The sequence below is a fragment of the Microbacterium sp. AC132 genome (assembly GCF_979258525.1).
In genome coordinates this window covers 1991428-2011384 of the sequence record NZ_OZ409862.1, presented here as the reverse complement: position 1 = coordinate 2011384, position 19957 = coordinate 1991428, and the positions used below count along the sequence as shown (strand labels likewise).

At 69.8% G+C, this 19957-nt stretch carries 18 protein-coding genes; 7 read left to right on the top strand and 11 right to left on the bottom strand.

Features of this window, described 5'->3' with window-relative positions; genetic code table 11:
• Nucleotides 1-38: 38 nt before the first annotated feature.
• On the bottom strand, nucleotides 39-1223 hold the full coding sequence (locus ACZZZQ_RS09555) for a thiolase family protein (RefSeq protein ID WP_463507423.1): 1185 nt from the start codon (nucleotides 1221-1223) through the stop codon (nucleotides 39-41).
• 375 nt (nucleotides 1224-1598) lie between these two features.
• Here ACZZZQ_RS09555 and ACZZZQ_RS09550 point away from each other — a divergent pair, with 375 nt between their 5' ends.
• Nucleotides 1599-2186, top strand: coding sequence for an antibiotic biosynthesis monooxygenase (locus ACZZZQ_RS09550; RefSeq protein WP_053097861.1), 588 nt, complete (start codon nucleotides 1599-1601; stop codon nucleotides 2184-2186).
• 396 nt (nucleotides 2187-2582) lie between these two features.
• Here ACZZZQ_RS09550 and ACZZZQ_RS09545 read toward each other — a convergent pair whose 3' ends face one another.
• On the bottom strand, nucleotides 2583-3482 hold the full coding sequence (locus ACZZZQ_RS09545; protein ID WP_463507422.1) for a LysR family transcriptional regulator: 900 nt from the start codon (nucleotides 3480-3482) through the stop codon (nucleotides 2583-2585).
• Nucleotides 3483-3575: 93 nt separating this feature from the next.
• Between ACZZZQ_RS09545 and ACZZZQ_RS09540 the strand changes: the two genes are divergently transcribed.
• The gene (locus tag ACZZZQ_RS09540) at nucleotides 3576-4241 is read left to right on the top strand and encodes a type 1 glutamine amidotransferase domain-containing protein (protein ID WP_463507421.1); all 666 of its coding nucleotides are present in this window, start codon (nucleotides 3576-3578) and stop codon (nucleotides 4239-4241) included.
• A gap of 327 nt (nucleotides 4242-4568) precedes the next feature.
• Here the strand turns inward: ACZZZQ_RS09540 and ACZZZQ_RS09535 are convergent, their stop codons facing one another.
• From ACZZZQ_RS09535 to ACZZZQ_RS09515, 5 genes are all read right to left on the bottom strand, one after another.
• A complete protein-coding gene (locus tag ACZZZQ_RS09535) occupies nucleotides 4569-5498 on the bottom strand; it encodes an aldose 1-epimerase family protein (protein ID WP_463507420.1) in 930 nt (309 codons plus the stop codon).
• Complete coding sequence (araA, locus tag ACZZZQ_RS09530) at nucleotides 5498-7021, bottom strand: L-arabinose isomerase (protein WP_187250689.1); 1524 nt, start codon at nucleotides 7019-7021, stop codon at nucleotides 5498-5500. The genes ACZZZQ_RS09535 and araA overlap by 1 nt, the downstream gene beginning before the upstream one ends.
• 48 nt (nucleotides 7022-7069) lie before the next feature.
• Nucleotides 7070-8671, bottom strand: a complete 1602-nt coding sequence (locus ACZZZQ_RS09525; RefSeq protein ID WP_463507419.1) for a xylulokinase — start codon at nucleotides 8669-8671, stop codon at nucleotides 7070-7072.
• Entirely contained in the window at nucleotides 8668-9387 is a 720-nt protein-coding gene (locus ACZZZQ_RS09520; protein ID WP_072591958.1) for an L-ribulose-5-phosphate 4-epimerase, read from the bottom strand. The genes ACZZZQ_RS09525 and ACZZZQ_RS09520 overlap by 4 nt, the downstream gene beginning before the upstream one ends.
• Nucleotides 9388-9630: 243 nt before the next feature.
• The gene (locus tag ACZZZQ_RS09515; protein WP_463507418.1) at nucleotides 9631-10644 is read right to left on the bottom strand and encodes a LacI family DNA-binding transcriptional regulator; all 1014 of its coding nucleotides are present in this window, start codon (nucleotides 10642-10644) and stop codon (nucleotides 9631-9633) included.
• A 57-nt stretch (nucleotides 10645-10701) separates the two neighbouring features.
• On the opposite strand from ACZZZQ_RS09515, the gene ACZZZQ_RS09510 reads away from it, so the two are divergent.
• Nucleotides 10702-11547, top strand: coding sequence for an NAD-dependent epimerase/dehydratase family protein (locus tag ACZZZQ_RS09510; protein WP_463507417.1), 846 nt, complete (start codon nucleotides 10702-10704; stop codon nucleotides 11545-11547).
• 27 nt (nucleotides 11548-11574) lie between these two features.
• Here the strand turns inward: ACZZZQ_RS09510 and ACZZZQ_RS09505 are convergent, their stop codons facing one another.
• Complete coding sequence (locus ACZZZQ_RS09505; RefSeq protein ID WP_053097877.1) at nucleotides 11575-12597, bottom strand: LacI family DNA-binding transcriptional regulator; 1023 nt, start codon at nucleotides 12595-12597, stop codon at nucleotides 11575-11577.
• Nucleotides 12598-12789: 192 nt separating this feature from the next.
• Between ACZZZQ_RS09505 and ACZZZQ_RS09500 the strand changes: the two genes are divergently transcribed.
• The 4 genes from ACZZZQ_RS09500 to ACZZZQ_RS09485 all read left to right on the top strand — a co-directional run bounded on the left by ACZZZQ_RS09500 (nucleotide 12790) and on the right by ACZZZQ_RS09485 (nucleotide 17825).
• Complete coding sequence (locus tag ACZZZQ_RS09500) at nucleotides 12790-14088, top strand: ABC transporter substrate-binding protein (protein ID WP_072591962.1); 1299 nt, start codon at nucleotides 12790-12792, stop codon at nucleotides 14086-14088.
• Between the two features lie 70 nt (nucleotides 14089-14158).
• Entirely contained in the window at nucleotides 14159-15064 is a 906-nt protein-coding gene (locus ACZZZQ_RS09495) for a carbohydrate ABC transporter permease (RefSeq protein ID WP_053097880.1), read from the top strand.
• 5 nt (nucleotides 15065-15069) lie between these two features.
• Nucleotides 15070-15960, top strand: coding sequence for a carbohydrate ABC transporter permease (locus ACZZZQ_RS09490; RefSeq protein ID WP_082297903.1), 891 nt, complete (start codon nucleotides 15070-15072; stop codon nucleotides 15958-15960).
• A complete protein-coding gene (locus ACZZZQ_RS09485) occupies nucleotides 15957-17825 on the top strand; it encodes a glycoside hydrolase family 127 protein (protein ID WP_463507416.1) in 1869 nt (622 codons plus the stop codon). The genes ACZZZQ_RS09490 and ACZZZQ_RS09485 overlap by 4 nt, the downstream gene beginning before the upstream one ends.
• 1 nt (nucleotide 17826) lies before the next feature.
• Here ACZZZQ_RS09485 and ACZZZQ_RS09480 read toward each other — a convergent pair whose 3' ends face one another.
• From ACZZZQ_RS09480 to ACZZZQ_RS09470, 3 genes are all read right to left on the bottom strand, one after another.
• A complete protein-coding gene (locus tag ACZZZQ_RS09480) occupies nucleotides 17827-18111 on the bottom strand; it encodes a WXG100 family type VII secretion target (RefSeq protein ID WP_056280591.1) in 285 nt (94 codons plus the stop codon).
• Nucleotides 18111-18506: a hypothetical protein gene (locus ACZZZQ_RS09475; protein ID WP_463507415.1), complete on the bottom strand. Its 396-nt coding sequence runs from the start codon at nucleotides 18504-18506 to the stop codon at nucleotides 18111-18113. Before ACZZZQ_RS09475 ends, ACZZZQ_RS09480 begins: the two co-directional genes overlap by 1 nt.
• A 145-nt stretch (nucleotides 18507-18651) precedes the next feature.
• Nucleotides 18652-19950, bottom strand: a complete 1299-nt coding sequence (locus tag ACZZZQ_RS09470) for a putative T7SS-secreted protein (protein WP_463508092.1) — start codon at nucleotides 19948-19950, stop codon at nucleotides 18652-18654.
• Nucleotides 19951-19957 lie beyond the last annotated feature (7 nt).

The following is a 19957-nucleotide window of genomic DNA, read 5'->3' as shown; positions in this document are numbered from 1 at the left end:
GGACGCCGGATGCCGGATGCCGGATGCCGGATGCCGGATTACAGCCGCTCGATGATCGTGGCGTTCGCCATGCCACCGCCCTCGCACATGGTCTGCAGTCCGAAGCGGCCGCCGACCGCGTCGAGGTGGTCGATCAGGGTGCCGAGCAGGCGGGTGCCCGACGAGCCCAGTGCGTGCCCGAGGGCGATCGCACCTCCTCGCGGGTTGAGCTTGGCGGCATCCGCCCCGAGTTCCGCGGCCCAGGCCAGTGGCACCGACGCGAAGGCCTCATTGACCTCGTAGGCGTCGAGGTCATCGATCGTCAGTCCGGTGCGTTCGAGAATGCGCCGCGTCGCGGGGATCGGGCCGGTCAGCATCATGAGCGGATCGTCGCCGACCACCGTGAACGCGTGGAACCTCGCCCGCGGCGTGAGTCCCAGCTGTTCGGCACGCTCGGCGCTCATCACGAGCGCAGCGGATGCTCCGTCGGTCAGCGGCGAGGAGTTGCCGGGAGTGATCCGCCAGTCGACGTCCGGGAATCGGGCGGCAAGAGCGTCGGTGCGGAACGCGGGGCTGAGTCCCCCGAGCCCCTCGGCCGTCGTGCCGGCGCGCACGGTCTCGTCGCCCGCGGCATCCGGAGCCTCGGCGACCGGAATGACGGTGCGGTCGAAGAAGCCCTCGTGCCACGCGGCGGCCGCGCGGCGGTGCGACTCGGCGGCGTACGCATCCAGCGCTGCGCGATCGATGCCCCAGCGCTGGGCGATCAGCTCGGCCGAGACGCCCTGGTTCACGAGTCCCTCGGGGTAGCGCTCACGCAGGCGAGGCGACATCGGCGACCCGCCGGCCGCAGACGATCCGAGCGGCACCCGACTCATCGACTCGACGCCGCCGACGATGACCGCGTCATACGCGCCGGCCATGATCCCCTGCGCGGCGACATGCATGGCCTGTTGGCTGGACCCGCATTGGCGGTCGATCGTCGTCGCGGGGATCGACTCGTCGAAACCCGCGGCGAGCACAGCCTGCCGCGCGATGTTCGACGACTGGTCCCCCACCTGACTCACGCAACCGAGCAGCACGTCGTCGATCTGCCTCGACTCGAGCCCGCTGCGCTCGAGTATCGCGGCGAGAGCACCCGCCGCGAGGTCGACAGGATGCACACCCGAGAGCGCGCCGCCCGGCTTGCCGCGTCCGACGGGAGTGCGGACGACATCGATCAGGACGGCTTCGCTGCGCGTGCTCATGCCTCCTATTCTCACCCTGTCGCGGAGTGCGGGGACGGATGCCGCGTCGCTGCCCTGCACCAGCCTCGGCCATGCGCGCCCGCGACGGCCGAATTCCCGGTATCCGGCCGTCGCAGGCGCATTCGGCCTTCTGAAGCGTCCGGCACCCGGCATCGGTATCCGGCACCGGCACCCGGCACCCGGCATCGGCATCCGGCATCGGCATCGGCATCGGCATCGGCATGCACCCCGAGATGCCGTCTTCGCGCGCGGCGAAAAACGACCGGCGCCACCCGGCATCCGAAATACAATCGAACACGCGCCCGCACCCCGGCGCATCCCCCACCGTCGAGGCGCCCGTGACCCGGGCGATCCGCTCTCTCCGAGGACCCCACCATGTCCAGCGAACCCATCACCGTCTCCATCCGCCGCGAGGTCGACCCCGAGCATGTCGCCGCCGCCACCGCCTGGGTGCAGACCGGCGTGAATCTGGCGCACCGGTACCCGGGGTTCCTCGGATCCGGCTGGGTGCGCGACGGCGAGGACTCGCACGTCTGGCACATGCTGTACCGCTTCTCCGACGAGAAGTCGCTCGTGGCGTGGGAGCAGTCGGGCGAGCGCGAGTGGTGGAAGTCGACCGGCGAGCAGTTCGTGCGCAGCGAGCGCGTGCGCCGCCGCACGGGCATCGAGGGCTGGTTCGACGAGCCGACCACCGACACCATCACCCTCCCCCGCGCTGACGGCTCGACGACCACCGTCGCGATGGTCAGCACTCCGCCGCGGTGGAAGCAGGCCGTGTCGATCTGGCTCGGGTTCTTCCCGCTGAACCTCGCCTTCACCTATGCGCTGAGCCCCGTGCCCGGCTGGAACGAACTGCCGATCTGGCTGCGCGTGCTCGCCACGACCGTCGTGCTCACGCCGATCATGACCTACTGGGTGCTGCCCTGGGTCACGCGCACGCTGCGCCACTGGCTCAACCGCTGAGGCTCGGTCGCCACTGCCGCATCGGGTCTGCCGCACCTGCCGTGTGCGGTCCGTCCGTGAGATGCGTGCGTCCGTGAGGTGCGTGCGTGAGGTGCGTGCGTCCGTGAGGTGCGTGCGTCCGTGAGGTGTACGCGTCCGTGAGGTGCGCGCGTCCGTGAGGTGCGGCATCCGTCCGTCGTGTGCGTTCGCCGCGCGAGCGGCTGCACATCTGTGAGGCCGGGCAGTGCATCTGTGCGGGGCCACTACCGCATCCGAATCGGGCGTTTCCGATGCGAAACTGACTCCGCACCGGATGTCCGATGCGAAACTGACCCCGTACCGAATGGTGGATGCGAAACTGACCCTGCACCGGACTCCAGATGCGCACCTGACCCCGCACCGCCGCCGCGACGAGCGTCAGAGGTCGGCGACGGCGGCGCGCAGCGTCTTCTCCACGGCCGCGACCCCGTCGGACAACGGACCCGGTCGCCGCACGAGATACAGCGTGTTGATCGGCGGATCCTCGGTGGGTCGCAGGTCGACGAGTCTGCCATCGGCGAGTTCGTCGGCGATCAGGTAGGTCGGCAGGGCGGTGACGCCCGCCCCCGCAACCGCAGCGGCGGCGAGCGCGCGCAGGTCGGGGAAGACGAGAGCCGGTTCCCGGTCGAGACGGATGCCGAACACGTGGCGCCAGTACCGTCGGACGATCGGGACGTCTCGGTCGTATGCCAGCAGAGGTACGTGCGCGAGCGCGTCCGGTGAGAGGGCCGGAGACGGGTCGATGCGCAGCGACGGCGAGGCCACGAGCACGAAATCCTCGTCGAACAGCGGCATGCTCGGCAGCGCCCGTCCGCGAGGTCGCACGGCGGAGATCACCAGGTCGAGGCTGCCGACCCTCAGCTGATCGAGCAGGTCGTCGGCCAGGCCCGTGGTCACCGCAAGCCGCAGTCCGCCGGCCACAGCACTCGCGAGAGCCGGGGCGGCGACGGCGGCCAGGAACTCCCCCGCCCCGCCGAGGCGGATGACCGGCGGTTCGAGGGCCGGGTGGGTGCCGAGAGCATCCGCCAACGCGTCGAGCGGGCCCGAGAGCCGCGCGGCGAACTCGTCGGCTCGGGGCGTCGGACGGATGCCGCGGGCATGACGGACGAACAGCGGCTCGCCGACGCTCGCCTCCAGCGCCTGCAACTGCGTCGTGACCGACGACTGCGCGAGTCCGAGCCTGCGCGCCGCCGCCGACACCGACCCGGATCGGTGCGCGATGAGGAAGGTGCGCCACAGCCCCAGGTCGGGCAATCCATCGGAATTCCGATTGCTCATATCGGCAATCTATCGGAATCGTTCGTCGCGGCGGGCCGTTGTCCTGGATATCGCATCCGCACGGCATCCGTCGTCCGAACCTTGGGAGCATCCATGTCATCCGTCCTCTTCGTCGTCTCCGGCGCCCGCGCCTGGACTCTGTCCGACGGCACCGAGCACCCCACCGGCTACTGGGCCGAAGAGCTGCTCGCCCCCTATCGCCTGCTCACCGCCGCGGGGCACGACGTGGTGTTCGCGACACCCGGCGGTGTCGAGCCGGTCGCCGATGCGTCGAGCCTCGGCGACGGGGATGCCGCGGCGCTCGCGGAGATCCCGGGGCTCAGCACTCCCCTGGTGCTCGCCGATGTCGACGGCGCCGACTACGCGGCCGTCTACTACCCCGGCGGGCACGGACCGATGCAGGACCTCGCTGTGGATGCCGATTCGGCGGCGCTCATCTCGGCGACCGTCGCGGCGGGACGTCCGCTGGCCGCGGTGTGCCACGGGCTCGCGGCTCTGCTGCCCGCACGCGATGCTGCGGGCGAGCCGCTCGTCGCCGGACGCCGCATCACCGGATTCTCCGACGAGGAGGAGCGCATCGGAGGGCTCGCGGACCGCGCGCCGTTCCTGCTCGAGACCTCTCTGCGCGAGCTCGGCGCCGACATCGACGTGACCGACCCGTGGAGCGATCACACGATCGTCGACGGACTGCTCATCACCGGCCAGAACCCGCAGTCGTCGGCATCCGCAGCCCGGGCGCTGGTCGCGGCACTCGCCTGATCGGAGAGGCGCGGTCCGCAGCCGCGACATCCGGCACCCTCACCCGCACCCGCACCCGCACCCGCACCACGCGTGCGGGGCCAGTTGCGCACCGGAAACGCCCCATTCGGATGCCGAACTGGCCCCGCACCGAGCCCCGGATGCCGAACTGGCCCCGCACCCAGTCCCGGATGCCGAACTGGCCCCGCACCGGGTCCAGGGTGCCGAAATGGCCCCGCACCGAGTCCCGGATGCCGAACTGGCCCCGCACCGAGCCCGGATGCCGAAGAACTGGCCCCGCATCGGCGCCACGACCGTGCCGCGAGCGACTCGGCCGGCCGCCGCGCGTCAGACGGCGGCGATCCGCCAGGATGCTGCGTGCGTCGCGCCGGGTTCGAGCACGACCAGGTCGGTCCCCGAGTTGAACGCGTCCGGCGGACAGGTCATCGGCTCGACCGCGAGGCCGATGCGATGGATCGCGTCGATGCCGGGGTTGTCGGCCGTGTGCACCTGCACCCACGGGCAGCGCTCGTCGAAGGTCATGACGACGCCGCTTCCGGCACCCGTCACCACCCGCACCTCGGCGACTCCGCCCTCGCGGGCGAGGCCGGAGAACGCGTGGTCGATGAAGACGTCGGCGATCGGGCGCGCAACGCGGAAGTCCCACTGCGGATGCGCGGACACTCCCTCGAGCGCCACCGGGCTCAGCCGGTCGTCGGTGACGGTCAGCACCTCGGATGCCGGCAGGGTCAGCGTCCAGTCATCGACGCGGCCATCGGGTCCGGCGACGAGATACGGGTGCGGCCCTGTGCCCCAGGGCGCGGCATCCGTCCCGAGGTTGCGCGCGGTGACGGTCTGCTGAAGGCCGTCGCCGTCGATGCGGTACTCGGTCTCCACCTCGACGCGGAACGGATAGCCGGTCTGCGGCTCGATCACGGCCGCGAGCACGACGCGGTCGTCGAGCACCAGTCGGTCTTCGAACTCGCCCCAGGCGAGCAGCCCGTGCAGCGCCTGTCCGCGGGCGGGCTCGGTGAGGGCCAGCTGATGCTCGACGCCGCTGAACGTGTAGCGACCGTCGACGATGCGATTGGGCCACGGTGCGAGGGTGGTGCCGCGGTATCCGGGCCGCACCTCGTCGGCGTCGAAGGGCACGACCAGGTCGCGTCCTTCGAATGCGAGCAGGCGCAGCGAGGCGCCGACGCTCGCGATCACGGCGTCGTATCCGTGCCCGGTGATGCGCAGCTGACGCCCCGAGCGCGGCCGGCCGGCTCCCGTCATCACAGCCCCTGCGCGAGTCGGTAGTAGGCCTGGTTCCAGCGGACCTGCTTCTGGAACTCGGGCAGGGTGGTCGCATCGTCGATCACGAGCAGCTCGACCTCGGCCATCTCGGCGAAATCGCGGAAGGCCTCGAGCCCGATGGCGGTCGACATCACCGTGTGGTGCGCAGCACCCGCGGTCAGCCAGGCGGCGGCCGAGGTGTTGAAGTCGGGCTGCGGCTTCCACACGGCGCGGCCGACCGGCAGCTTCGGCAGCGACTGGCGCGGGGGCACGTTCTCGACGACGTTCGCGGTGAGGCGGAAGCGGTCGCGCATGTCGCTGAGGGCGACGACGATCGCGGGGCCGGGGTCGGCGGTGAAGACCAGACGCACCGGGTCTTCCTTGCCGCCGATGCCGAGCGGGTGGATCTCGAGGGTCGGCTTCGCCGTCGTGAGCGAGGGCGAGACCTCGAGCATGTGCGCCCCGAGGATCAGCTCGTCGCCGGGCGTCATGTCGTAGGTGTAATCCTCCATGAGGCTCGCCCCGCCGGGCAGGCCCGCGCCCATGACGTTGGCGACGCGCACGAGGATCGCGGTCTTCCAGTCACCCTCGGCGCCGAAGCCGTATCCCTCGGCCATCAGACGCTGCACCGCGAGGCCCGGCAGCTGCTTCAGGGCGCCGAGGTCTTCGAACGAGGTCGTGAAGGCGCCGAAGCCGCCCTCTTCGAGGAACGTCCGCAGACCGATCTCGATCGCGGCCCCGTCGCGCAGCGACTGGTGGCGGTCGCCACCGCGACGAAGCTCCGGCACGACCTCGTACAGCTCTTCGTACTCGGCCACGAGGGCGTCGATCTCGGAGTCGGATGCCGCGGCGACGGCATCCGCCAGGTCGTTCACGCCCCACGTGTTGACCTGCACGCCGAAGCGCAGCTCGGCCTCGGTCTTGTCGCCCTCGGTGACCGCGACGAAGCGCATGTTGTCGCCGAAGCGGGCGAGCTTGAGCGAACGGGATGCCGCGAGGCCGGCGGCCGCACGCTGCCACGTCGCGATCTCCTGGCGCACCCGCGGGTCGCTCGCATGACCGACGACGGTCTTGCGCGGCACGCCGAGGCGCGTCTGGATGTAGCCGAACTCGCGGTCGCCGTGCGCCGCCTGGTTCAGGTTCATGAAGTCGAAGTCGATGTCGGCCCACGGCAGCTCGACGTTCGCCTGCGTGTGCAGGTGCGCGAGCGGCTTCTGCAGCGCGTCGAGACCGGCGATCCACATCTTCGCGGGGCTGAAGGTGTGCATCCACGCGATCAGGCCGATGACCCGGTCGTCGGCGTTCGCCTCGAGGGCCGTGCGCTTGATGGCTGCGGCATCCGTCAGCACCGGCTTCCAGACGATGGTCACGGGCACCTCGCCGGCCTCGTCGAGGATGCGGGCGATCTCCTGCGACTGCTCGGCGACCTGCGCGAGCGTCTCGGGGCCGTAGAGGTGCTGACTGCCGGTGAGGAACCAGACCTCGTAGCCGTCGAGCGAAGTGGTGAGCGGGGTGCGGGGCATGAGAGTCCTTGGGTGTTCCGGTGTCGGCGTGAAGAGTGCGCGTGGGGGTCAGAGAGCGGTGGTCGCGGCGGCTTCGATCGCGAGGCCCGCGCGGTAGCGGTCGAGGTAGGCGGTGAAGCCGGCGACGTCGGCGGGGTCGGGGTCGGCGACCGCGAGGGATGCCGAGGCGAAGACGTCGCGCTCGAGGTACTCCCCCAGCGACGCCGTCTCGGAGTGCGCGAGATACGACGCGAGCACCGCGATACCCCACGCGCCGCCCTCGGAGGCGAGCTCGCCCACCGCGACGGGAGCGCCGAGTGCTCCGGCCAGGAAACGCTGCGCGACCCCCGCGGTGCGGAACATGCCACCGTGCGCGAACATGCGGTCGAGTTCGACTCCTTCGGCGGCGAGCACCTGCATCCCCAGCGCGAGCGTGCCGAACACGCCGTACAGCTGCGAGCGCATGAAGTTCGCCAGCGTGAAGGCACTGTCGGGGGTGCGCACGAACAGCGGGCGCCCCTCGGTGAGGCCGGCGATCGGCTCGCCCGCGAGGTGGTTGTACGCCAGCAGGCCGCCGGCATCCGCCTCTCCGTCGAGAGCCTCGCGGAAGAGTGCGTCGAAGACGGCGTCATCGCTCAGCGGCTGCCCCGCGGCGGCGGCGAAACGGGTGAAGAGCCCTGCCCAGGCGGCCAGTTCGCTCGCGCCGTTGTTGCAGTGCACCATCGCGACGGCGTCGCCCGCGGGTGTCGTCACGAGGTCGAGCTCGTGGTGTACCTCGGCGAGCGGGCGCTCGAGCACGACCATCGCGAAGATGCTGGTTCCGGCCGAGACGTTGCCGGTGCGCGGCGACACCGAGTTCGTCGCGACCATGCCGGTGCCCGCGTCGCCCTCGGGCGGGCAGAGCGGGATGCCGGGGGGCAGCGCGCCCGACGGATCGAGCAGGGCCGCGCCCTCGGCGGTGAGCGTCCCGGCGGCGGCGCCGGCGGGAAGGACGGTCGGGAGCAGGTCCTTGGCTGCGGCGGGAAGACGGTCGGCGGCGAGGGCGTCGTAGGCCTGCAGCATCCGCTCGTCGTAGTCTCCGGTGGCCGAGTCGATCGGGAACATGCCGGAGGCGTCTCCGACGCCGAGAACGCGCTCGCCCGTCAGCCTCGTGTGCACATAGCCCGCGAGGGTGGTGACGAAGTCGAGCTGCGGCACGTGCGCCTCGCCGTCGAGCACCGCCTGGTGCAGGTGGGCGATCGACCACCGCAGCGGGATGTTCACGCCGAGCAGGTCGGTCAGCTCGGCCGCCGCGGCGCCCGTGTTGGTGTTGCGCCAGGTGCGGAACGGCGTGAGCAGCTCGCCCTGCGCATCGAACGCGAGGTATCCGTGCATCATGGCCGAGATCCCGATCGCGCCGAACGTCTCGGGGCGCACGCCGTGGCGCTCGTCCGCGTCGGCGACGAGACCGGCGTATGCCGCCTGCAGGCCTGTCCACACCTCGTCGATCGCGTAGGTCCAGAGGCCGTCCTGGAGGCGGTTCTCCCACGAGAACGACCCGGTCGCGAGCACCTCGGTGGCGTCGGATCCGATCAGACAGGCCTTGATGCGCGTGGAGCCGAGCTCGATGCCGAGGCTCGTGCGGCCGGCGAGGATGTCGTCGCGGGCGGTCGTGCGGGTCGTGTCGCTCATCGTCGGGCGTCCGAGTTCTGTCCGTAGACGTTCTGGTAGCGGTTGAAGAGGCTGTCGATGGCCTCCTGCGGAATCGGGATCAGCGGGCCGGCCTCACGGGCGTAGTGCACGGTGCGGGCCACGTCTTCGACCATGACGGCGGCCTTCACGGCATCCTTCGCGTCGACTCCGATGGTGAAGGGACCGTGGTTCTGCATGAGCACCGCGCGGCTGCGGTGACCCGAGAGCGTCTGCACGATGCCGCGGCCGATCGAGTCGTCGCCGATGATCGCGAAGGGACCGACCGGGATAGGACCGCCGAACTCATCGGCCATGGCCGTGATGACGCAGGGGATCTCTTCGCCACGGGCTGCCCACGCGACGGCGAACGTCGAGTGCGTGTGCACGACTCCGCCGACGTCGGGCATGTGGCGGTAGACGTAGGCGTGGGCGGCAGTGTCGCTCGAGGGAGAGCGGTCGCTTCCCGGAGTGCCGGGGATCACGGCGCCGTCGAGGTCGCACAGGATCATGTTCTCGGGCGTGAGGTCGTCGTAGCTGACGCCCGACGGCTTGATCACGAACAGGTCGGCTCCGGGCACGCGGCCCGAGACGTTGCCGCCGGTCCAGACGATGAGGTCGTAACGGACCAGTTCGCCGTGCAGACGGGCGACATCCTCGCGGACGGCCTGGATGGAGGCGTCGATCTCAGGGGAGAAGACGGGGGCTTCGTTGCTCACGGATACCTCAGGGTCGGCGGTGGTCACTGTGACCGGTCACAGAAGTGTGTCACGGAGGTCGGCGGACCGTCAAGACACCGGCGACCGCTCGGCGCCGCGGTTCGGGGCCACTTTCGCATCTCCCGTCTCGTGCGGGGCCACTTTCGCATCGGATACGGCGTATTCACGTGCAGAACTGACCCCGCACCGCGCCGCACAGGCAGAACTGACCCCGCACCGCGCCAGCACACACCCTGGCGCCGTTCAGCGCGGCGGCGCCACCGAATCGCGGGTCACGAGCACCGGTGCCACCGGCGCGAGGTCGGATGCCGCGGCTCCGGCACTGCCCGCCAGCACCGCCGCCACCGCACGACGCGCCAATTCCGAGAAGTCCTGCCGCACGGTCGTGAGCTTCGGCCAGTAGTAGGCGGCATCCGGAGTGTCGTCGAAACCGACCACGCTGATGTCCCCCGGCACCGAGAGCCCGACTTCCTGCAGACCGCCGAGCAGACCGAGGGCCATCTGGTCGTTCGCCGCGAATACCGCCGTCACACCCGAGTCGCGCACGGCGCGAGCCGCTGCATAGCCCGAGCCGGCGGTCCAGTCGCCCTCGATGACCGGCCCGGCGGCGAGTCCTCGTGCGGCGAGCTCGACCCGGAACCCCTCAGCGCGGGACTCGGCCTCGAGCCAGTCGGCGGGGCCGGCGAGGTGCGCGATGCGTGTGTGCCCGGCGTCGGCGAGTGCCGCGACGGCGAGTCGAGCCCCGGCCTCCTGATCGACCGAGAGGCCGCGCGCGCCGCGATCGGCTGCGTGCAGGGTGACGACGGGCACGCCGATGGGCACCGAGTCGAGCGCGTCGAGGGTGTGGGCGTGAGGCGCGACGACGACGATGCCCTCGACTCCCTGCATGACGAGGTGGTCGACCGCGGCGACCACGGCATCCGTGTCCCCCGCATCCGCGAAGGCCGCACTCAGCCAGTAGCCGACCTCGCGGGCCGACGCCTCGAGCGCTGCGATGCTGCGCGACGGGCCATAGTGCAGTGCGTCGGTGGCGAGCACCCCGAGCGTGCGGGAGCGGCGGGTGCCCAGCGCTCTGGCCGCGTTGTTCATGCGGTAGCCGAGTTCCGCCATGGCGGCGATGACGCGTTCTCGAGTCTCGGCGGCGACCTCGGGGTGGTCGTTGAGCACGCGCGACACCGTCTGCCGAGACACCCCTGCGCGCACGGCGACGTCGCGCACGCCGACGGTGCGGCGGGGCTCGCTGCTCGTGTCACTCACGCCGACGAGTGTATGCCGAGCGGCCCCGGCGCCTCGTCTTCGTGCCACTCTGGTGACATGCGCATCGCACTCACCGGATCATCGGGCAAGCTCGGCAGCGTCGTCGCGCGGGAGCTCCGCGCTCACGGACACGAGGTCATCGGCATGGACGTCTCGGGCACCCGCGGCCCTGACTTCGTGCAGGTCGACCTCACGGACTACGGCCAGGTCGTGGATGCTTTCACGGCCGTCGGCGACCGGCACGACGGCATCGACGCCGTGGTGCATCTCGGCGCGATCCCGGCGCCCGGCATCCGCAGCGATGTCGCCACCTTCCACAACAACATGCCCGCCACGTTCAACGTCTTCTGGGCGGCGGTGCGCCTCGGCATCCGCCGCGTCGTCTACGCCTCGAGCGAGACCGTCCTCGGTCTGCCGTTCGACGTGCCGCCGCCCTACGTGCCGGTCGACGAGGACTACCCCGCCCGCCCCGAGTCGGTCTACTCGCTCGTGAAGACCCTCGAGGAGCAGCTCGCGAGGGAGCTCGTGCGCTGGCATCCCGACCTGTCGATCACCGCACTGCGGTTCTCGAACGTGATGAACCCCGAGGACTACGCCGAGTTCCCCGACTTCGACGCCGATGCGCTGCGCCGTAAGTGGAACCTCTGGGGATACATCGACGCCCGCGACGGCGCTCAGGCGGTGGAGCGTGCGCTCGAGGTGGCGGCACCCGGGTTCGACAACTTCATCATCGCGGCGGCCGACACGGTGATGACGCGTCCGAACGCCGAGCTGCTCGCCGAGGTCTTCCCCGATGTGCCGGTCGCCCGCGAGTTCGGCCCGAACGAGACGCTGCTGTCGATCGACAAGGCCCGCCGCGTGCTCGGGTTCGATCCGCAGCACTCCTGGCGCGACCACGCCTGACCTGACTCCGGCACGCGCGAGCGCCCCTCAGCGCCGGGCGATGGTCGATCCGCGGATCACGAGCCGCACCGGCAGGTGGTGCGCGCCTTCGCCGATGTCGATGCCGTCGATCGCATCGAACACCCGCAGCGCCGCCTGACGACCGAGCTGCTGCAGGTTCGCGTCGATGCTGGTGAGCTCGGGCCGGGCGTTGGTCGCGAGCACTTCCCAGTTGTCGTAGCCGATCACCGCGAGGTCGTCCGGCACGGTGCGGCCGAGATCGCGGGCCGAGTCGAGCACACCGCGAGCGATCTGGTCGGATCCGCAGAACACGGCGTCGATGTCCGGATGCCGCTGCAGCAGCATCGCCGCGGCATCCCGACCCCAGTGCTCGGTCCACTCCGAGAACATGGGCTCGCCCACGAGTTCGAGCCCCGCCTCGCCGAGTGCTGCTCTGGCGCCGGCGAGGCGGTCTTGGGCTGCGGCATAGGTCGGGTCGCCCGAGATGTGCGCGATGCGCCGACGTCCGCAGGCCAACAGGTGCTCGATCGCGAGACGCCCGCCCGCGTAGTTGTCGGGGGTCAATGAGAGGTCGCGCGGGTCATCCGAGGGGGCGTACGCGTAGACCACGGGCACGGGGATCTCCTGCCCGAGCGAGGGGCGCGGATCCGTCTGACGGCCGACGACGATGATGCCGTCGACCCTGCGGCTCAGCAGCTCCTTCAGGTGGTGCTGCTCACGGATCGCGTCACCTCGCGCATCGCACAGGAAGACGTTGATGCGACCTGCGCCGAACGCATCCTCCGCGCCCATGAGGATCGGCAGCATGAAGCGGCCCTCGAGGTCGCTGGTGAGAAGGCCGACCGTGCCGGTGCGCCCGGCGAGGAGTCCTCGCGCCATGGCATTGGGGGTGAAGGACAGCTCCTCGGCGATCGCACGCACCTTGGCGCGGGTGGCGACCGATACGTCGCCCCGATCGTTCAGCGCCTTGGATGCGGTCGAGATCGAGACTCCGGCGCGCGCGGCGACGTCACTGAGGGTCGCAGCTCGTGCTCCAGTCGTATCCGTCATCCCACTCCTTCGTGCTGAAAGGTTATCGGAACGAGGGTTGACGCGCCCTCCGAAACCACGCTATACCTTTTCGAAAGGGTTTTCGTAACTTTCGAAGAACCTGATCTTCACCCTCATCTCCACTCCCGGCGCTGCACTGCCGAAGCGCCACACCGCACCCGCTCGAGGACGAGCCCAGAGGAGCCCCCGCCCATGAACACCATTCGCACCCACGCCGCACGTCGGGCAGCAGCCGCCGTCATCGCGGCCGGCCTGCTCGTCGGCGGACTCGCCGCCTGCGCCCCCGCCGGCGATGACGCCGCCTCCGACGAGCCCATCCCCGCCGAAGGCACCGACGACGGCACGACCCTGACGCTGTGGACCCGCGCGCCGATCGAGCGCCAGGCCAAGCTGCTCGTCGACGCCTACAACGACAGCCACGAGAACCAGGTCGAGCTGACAGTCGTGCCCAACGACGACTACGTCGCGAAAGTCGGCGCCGCCGCAGGGTCGAGCGGCCTGCCCGACCTCTTCGCCGCCGACATCGTCTACGTGCCGAACTGGGCGCAGCAGGGCCTGTTCCAGGACATGTCCGAGCAGATCGACGCCCTCGACTTCAAGGACGAGATCAACCCCGGGCACCTGTCGGCCGGCACCGTCGACGGCGCCGAGTACGTGCTGCCGTTCGCCCTCGACCTCTCGATGCTGTTCTGGAACAAGGAGCTCTTCGCCGAGGCCGGCCTCGACCCCGAGAAGGCGCCCGCCACGCTCGAGGAGTTCGCCGAAGCGGCCATGGCCGTGCAGGCGCTGAACAAGCCGGACACCTACGGCACCGCGACCGGCCTCAACTGCGGTGGATGCCTGGTCTTCACCTGGTTCCCCTCCATCTGGGCATCGGGCGACGAGGTCATGAGCGACGACGGCACCGAGTCCCTGCTCGACGGCGACTCGGCTCAGGCCGTCTACGACACGTGGGCAGGCCTCGAAGAGGCGGGTGCGGTTCTCCCGAGCTCGACCGATGAGGCCGGCCCCACCTGGACCGCCGCGTTCAGCGAGGGCAAGGTCGGCGTGATGCCGTTCCCCGCGACGCTGCTCCCCTCACTCGAGTTCGACGCGGGAGTCGCCGGCATCCCCGGTGTCGACGGCGGTGCCTCGACGTTCGTCGGCGGCGACGGCATCGGCATCTCGAAGGACTCGAAGAAGGCCGCGCAGGCCTGGAACTTCCTCAACTGGATGATGTCCGAGGACGCCCAGGTCGAGGTGCTCGCGAAAGACGGCAACGCCGTCTCCCGCGGAGACCTGGCCGACAACGAGTATGCGGCCGCCGATCCCCGACTGGTGACGATCAACGAGGTCGCAGCCCAGGGCGACACCCCGGTGGCCCTGAACTTCCAGCAGGCGTTCAACGCCCCGGGCAGCCCGTGGCTCACCCTGGTGCGCAACGCCGTGCTCAACGGCGACGACTCGGTGCCCGCCGACAACGAGGAGATCACGGCGATCCTGTCGCAGTGACCACGCGGGGGCGGCGCACCGCGTCGCCCCCGCATCCCCCCTCGTCAGTCCCCCATCGAAAGAGAACGTGATGACCCAGGCCACACTCCCGCTGCATCGCCGCAGACGGCGCACCGCCTTCGGCGGCCCGGTGCAGGGCTGGCTGTACGCGGCCCCCACGGCGATCTTCGTCGCCCTGCTGTTCATCGTGCCGCTGGTGCTGGTGCTGCAGATGTCGGCCTCGGACTGGCCCCTGCTGAGCGGCAACCAGGGCATCAACTTCCCGGAGAACTATGCGGATGCCGTCACGCACCGCCTCTTCTGGGATTCGATCCGCTTCACCCTGCTCTACACCGTCATCACGACCGTGATCCTGATCGGACTCGGGCTCGGCCTGGCCCTGCTCGTGCAGGAGTCCACCCGCTGGAAGGGGTTCCTGCGCACGGCCTTCCTGATCCCCAGCGCGCTCGGCCTGGCATCCGCGTCACTGCTCTTCTACGTGCTGTACTCCCCCATCGCCGGCCCGTTCGCGAACCTCATGAAGTCGTGGGGCATCACGTTCCTCGGCACGCCGGAGGGCGCACTGTGGTCGACCATCTTCCTGATCGTCTGGCGATACGCGGGCTTCTACATGCTGCTGATGCTGGTGGGCCTGCAGGGAATCCCGGATGACGTCTACGAAGCCGCCCGCATCGACGGTGCGAACCGCTGGCAGACCTTCCGCGACATCACCGTGCCGTTGCTCAAGCCGACCTTCGCGCTCACGACAGTGATGTGCGTGACCGGGTCGCTGCTCGCGTTCGAGCAGTTCTACATCCTCACCAAGGGCGGCCCCGACAACAGCACCATGACCGTCGTGCAGCTCATCTACAACGTCGCCTTCCAGGGGCAGAACAGCCTCGGCATCGCCGGCGCCCTCTCGGTGATCGTGCTGCTCGCACTCATCGTCATCAACGTCTTCCAACTGCGCGCGTTCCGCCGCACGGATGAGAGCTGAGAATCATGTCCCAGACGCTGACGCGCACGATCGTCGCTCCGAACCATCAGCCGACCCCGCCGCGCTATCGCTCGAAGGCCGCTCGCGTCGTCCTCGGCATCCCGTACTGGGTGTTCACGACCGCGCTCGCCGTGATCTTCCTCTATCCGCTCATCTGGACCGGCGTCTCGTCGGTCAGCCCGATGGCCGGCACCAGCCAGACAGACGGCTGGGGCTTCGGCAACTATGCGGCCCTGGGCGAATACCAGGCCGGCATCTGGGTGTATCTGGGCAACTCGCTCTTCGTCTCGGTGCTCACCGTCGCGCTCACCCTGTTCATCTCGCTGCTGGGCGGATACGCGTTCGCGCGCTTCTCGTTCCCCGGCAAGAACGCACTGTTCCTCCTCACCCTCGCCATCCTGATGGTGCCGTATGCGACCCTGCTCATTCCGCTCTACGTGATCCTCAATGCGGTCGGCCTGCAGAACTCGCTGGTCGGCGTCGCGCTGGTGATCACGATGTTCCAGCTGCCGTTCTCGATGTTCATGATGCGCATCTCGTTCGAGTCGATCCCGCGGGAGATGGACGAGGCGGCGATGGTCGACGGATGCTCCAGCTGGGGCGCCCTGTGGCGGGTGCTGCTCCCTGCCGTCAAGCCCGGGCTCGTGACCGTCGGGCTGTTCGCGTTCCTCACCGCCTGGAACGACTTCATGGCACCGCTGATCCTCATCAACGACACCAACCGCATGACGCTGCCGCTCGCGGTGGCGAACCTCCGCGGACAGGTGCAGGGCGTCGTCGACTACGGCGCGACCGAGGCGGGAGTCGTCGTGCTGGCGCTCCCCTGCATCCTTCTCTTCCTGATCCTGCAACGACACTACGTGCGCGGCTTCATGTCCGGCGCCTTCAAGGGATGACCATGTTCGACACCACTGCACCGGCCGCCCCGGTGGTTCCCACCCACGGGCGTCTGCGCCCGCTCGGCCTCGACGAGGTGCGCATCACCGGGGGGTTCTGGGCCGACCGCCAGGCCGTCAACGGCACTGCCACTCTCAGCCACATCGAGTCGCGACTCGAGTCCGAGGGATGGCTGCCCAACTTCGACCTCGCCGCCGCCGGCACGCTGCCGGACGGGCGTCGGGGACGCGAGTTCGCCGACTCCGAGATCTACAAGTACCTCGAGGCGCTGGCGTGGGAGATCGGGCGGACGGATGCCGCAGCCGACAGCGACCTCGAGCAGCGATTCCGCCGGGTCGTCGACCGGGTCGCCGCCGCGCAGGAGCCCGACGGGTACCTCAATACGATGTTCGGCCGCGAGGGCCAGGACGAACGCTGGTCTGCGCTGCAGTGGGGGCACGAGCTGTACTGCCTCGGGCACCTGTTCCAGGCGGCCGTCGCCCGGGTGCGCACGAGACCGGATGCCGACGACGGTCTGATCGACATCGCTCGGCGCGCCGCGGATCTCGTCTGCCGCGAGTTCGGCGTCGACGGCCGGGACGCGATCTGCGGGCATGCCGAGGTCGAGGCGGGGCTTGCCGAGCTCGGCCGAGCGCTCGGCGAGCAGCGTTACATCGATCAGGCCGCGCTGTTCGTCGAGCGGCACGGGCGTGGGTCGCTCGGCGAGATCGAATGGGGGCGCAGCTACTTCCAGGACGACGTGTCGGTGCGCGACGCCGAGGCTCTTCGCGGGCACTCCGTGCGGGCGAACTACCTGTCCTCCGCCGCAGCCGACGTCGCCGCCGAGCTCTCCGACGACTCGCTGCTCGACGCCCTGCGGTCGCAGTGGGATCGCACGGTCGAACGCCGCACCTATGTGACGGGGGGCCAGGGGTCGCACCATCAGGACGAGGCCTTCGGCGACGACTGGGAGCTGCCGCCGGATCGCGCCTACTCCGAGACCTGCGCCGGCATCGGGTCGATCATGTTCTCGTGGCGGCTGCTGCTCGCGACCGGTGAGGCGCAGTACGCCGACCTGATCGAGCGGACCCTGTTCAACGTCGTCGCGACCTCGCCCGGTGACGACGGGCGCTCGTTCTTCTACGCCAACACCCTGCATCAGCGCACGCCGGGGATCCCGGCGGATCCGGATGCCACGTCGCCGCGCGCCTCGTCATCGCTGCGCGCGCCGTGGTTCGAGGTGTCGTGCTGCCCGCCGAATGTGGCGCGCACGTTCGCGAGCCTCTCCGCGTATGTCGCGACGGCCGATGATGACGGCGTGCAGCTGCATCAGTACGCACCGTCGACCGTGCGCACGACACTGCCGGACGGCCGGATCGTCGCGTTCGATGTCTCGACGGACTACCCGGCGAAGGGCGATGTTCGCGTCACGATCACGGAGGATGCCGAGTTCACACTGACGCTGCGAGTGCCGTCGTGGGCGTCGGGAGCAACGGTGCGTGTGCACAGCGGGAATGAGGTCACGGAGCTGCCTGCACCTCCGGGTGCGGTCGAAGTCGCTCGTGCGTTCCGCGCCGGCGACATCGTCGTACTGAACCTGCCGATCGTGGCGAGGACCACGTCACCGCATCCGATGGTGGATGCCGTGCGCGGCAGCGTCGCGATCGAACGCGGCCCCGAGGTCCTGGCACTCGAGTCGATCGACCTCGGCGGCGACATCGGCGACGCGGTCGCGGCCGGGGAGCCCGTCGAGCGCGACGGTCACGTGGTGCTGCGGGTGCGCCACCGCTCGACCGGCGAGACGGTCGACGCCCCCTTGATCGCCTATCACGACTGGGCGCGGCGCGGTCCGTCGACCATGCGGGTCTGGATTCCGACGGTGTGAGTCAGCTCCAGAGGTCGGCGACGTGAGCCTCGGCCTCGCGAGTGCGTGCTTGCGCGCGGGCGGCCGCGGTGGCGGCGCTGGTGAGAGCGGTCTGCATGTCGCCGGCGCACTCGTTCCATTCGCGGTGAGCGCGGGAGTAGGCATCTTGGGCGGCCCCGGTCCACAGGTGCCTCAGCCCGGTTGCTTCGGCGTCCAGGTCGTCAAGGAGCGCTCGGATCTGCTGCGCGGTGTCGGCCAGCGTCGCGATCGACTGGGCGAGCGGTTCGTGCTCGACGCGGATGCGCATCAGCCGGCGCCCTCTTCGGATTCAGGTTTCGGCCAGCTCAGGTGCAGATCGCGGAGCTCGTAGGGCTGAGACACGTCGTCGGTGAGGAAGTACGTGTAGAAGACGACCGCCGCCTCGTCGGCGGTGAAGACCTCGTGCGGGTAGACCGTGGTGCTGTGGCGACCGTCGTCGTAGTGGATCACCTCGGTGGGCTCGCCTGTGCGGTCGCCGCCGGGCTTGCCGATCGCGTACTGGCGGGGAGTGCCGTCGGCCTCGATGCGGCGCACCTCCAGCGCCAGCGCCTCAGCGGTTCCCGCGCACTGCATGTACTCCTCACTGAACGGCAGATCTCGGAGAAGGTCGGCTCCTTCCGGCGCCCGCCACAGGCCCCACGCCCAGAACGATGACCCATTCATCCGGCTCAACGAGAATCGGATCTGATCCGGATACGGGCGGACACTATCGATCAACGCCATGCGACTGTAGCCGTTTCGCTGTGTGACGTGTGTGCGTGTGATGGCCATACGGTGACTCTCTTCTCGGCGTTGGCGGCCGGCAGGTTCACGGAACATGTTTGAGGATCACATCCACGATCCGGATGGGCTGGCCGTTCAGCGTCGCGATCGCGGGCCGCTCGCGACTGACCATTGCGTCGAATCCCTCCTGCGCCGCATCACGGGACCCGGTACCGCCCTTCACTTCGATCGCTGTCCAAGTCCCGTCGCCGTTACTGTAAAGGCCATCAAAGTATCGGTGTTGATCCGAAGCCATTCCAGGCCGGTGATGGTACCCCTCGATCGTCGCACGCACCTTGTCGCGGATGACATCCGTTCCGACATCATCCGCGACTTCGTCGAGCCCGATCTTCTCGGTGTCGACCCAGGGTCTTTGCCCGTCTCCGTTCCAATGGCCCTTGATGTCCCGGCCCCCATACTCGGGATGCGGCGGCGGTCGTCGGGCGACGGAGGCCGCGTCGTCACCGGCCGCCTCATTCATCCAGCGAATGCCGGCGTGCCCGGCAGCCGCGACCCCGGCCCCGACGACCCCCGCGCCGGCCCACGCCAGGCCGCCGCCCGGGGCTGCGCCGACCCCGGTGATCGCGAGCGCACCTCCGCCGCCGATCATCGTGCCGCCACCGACCACGAGCGCGACTCCGCCGAGGAGTTCGAGGAGGATGTCGGGGTGGTTGATGAGCGCGTTGCCCATCGAGGCGATGAAGTTCAGTTGCTCGATCGCCGGGTTGAGTACGGCGGTCTCGAACATGATCGAGCCGACCGCCCCGACGACTGCCCAGTTCGTCGCGGCTTCGGCCTGCTTCGGCGTCTGCAGGGGCGCGGCATCCGCCGCTGCGTGGATGGCGTTGGCAGCGTCGACGGCGTAGCGATCCAGCACACCCCGTGCGTTCGTCAAGACGTCGACCGCCTGCGCGCGCAGGTCCGCGCCGCCGTCGACGAACGGGACGTCGAGTTCGACGTGTCGCAGGTGAAGGTCGCGTTCCAGCTCACGCACCTTCACCTGGTGCTCCTGGCGTGAAGCGATCGTCGCTGCTTCGGCCTGCTCCCACAGGTCGATGGCGCGTGCGGCTTCGTCCTGCGCCCATCGCAGAGCATCGCCATAGGCCGACAGAGCGGCGGCGCCACTCATCAAGTACTCGCCGCACCTCTGCCACGACGACCGCACGTATTCCGCCCGCTCGAGGTACTTCTCATACGGGTACCCCGTCCACGCGGAATCGACCTCGAGGCCCCGCAACCCGTCCCGAAGGGCAGTGGCGGCCTCGGACCGAGACCGCCACGCGGACGCGACCGTATGCGCTGCGGCATACGAGCCCGGTATCAGCGCGACCGGGTCGTTCGTCATCCCCAGC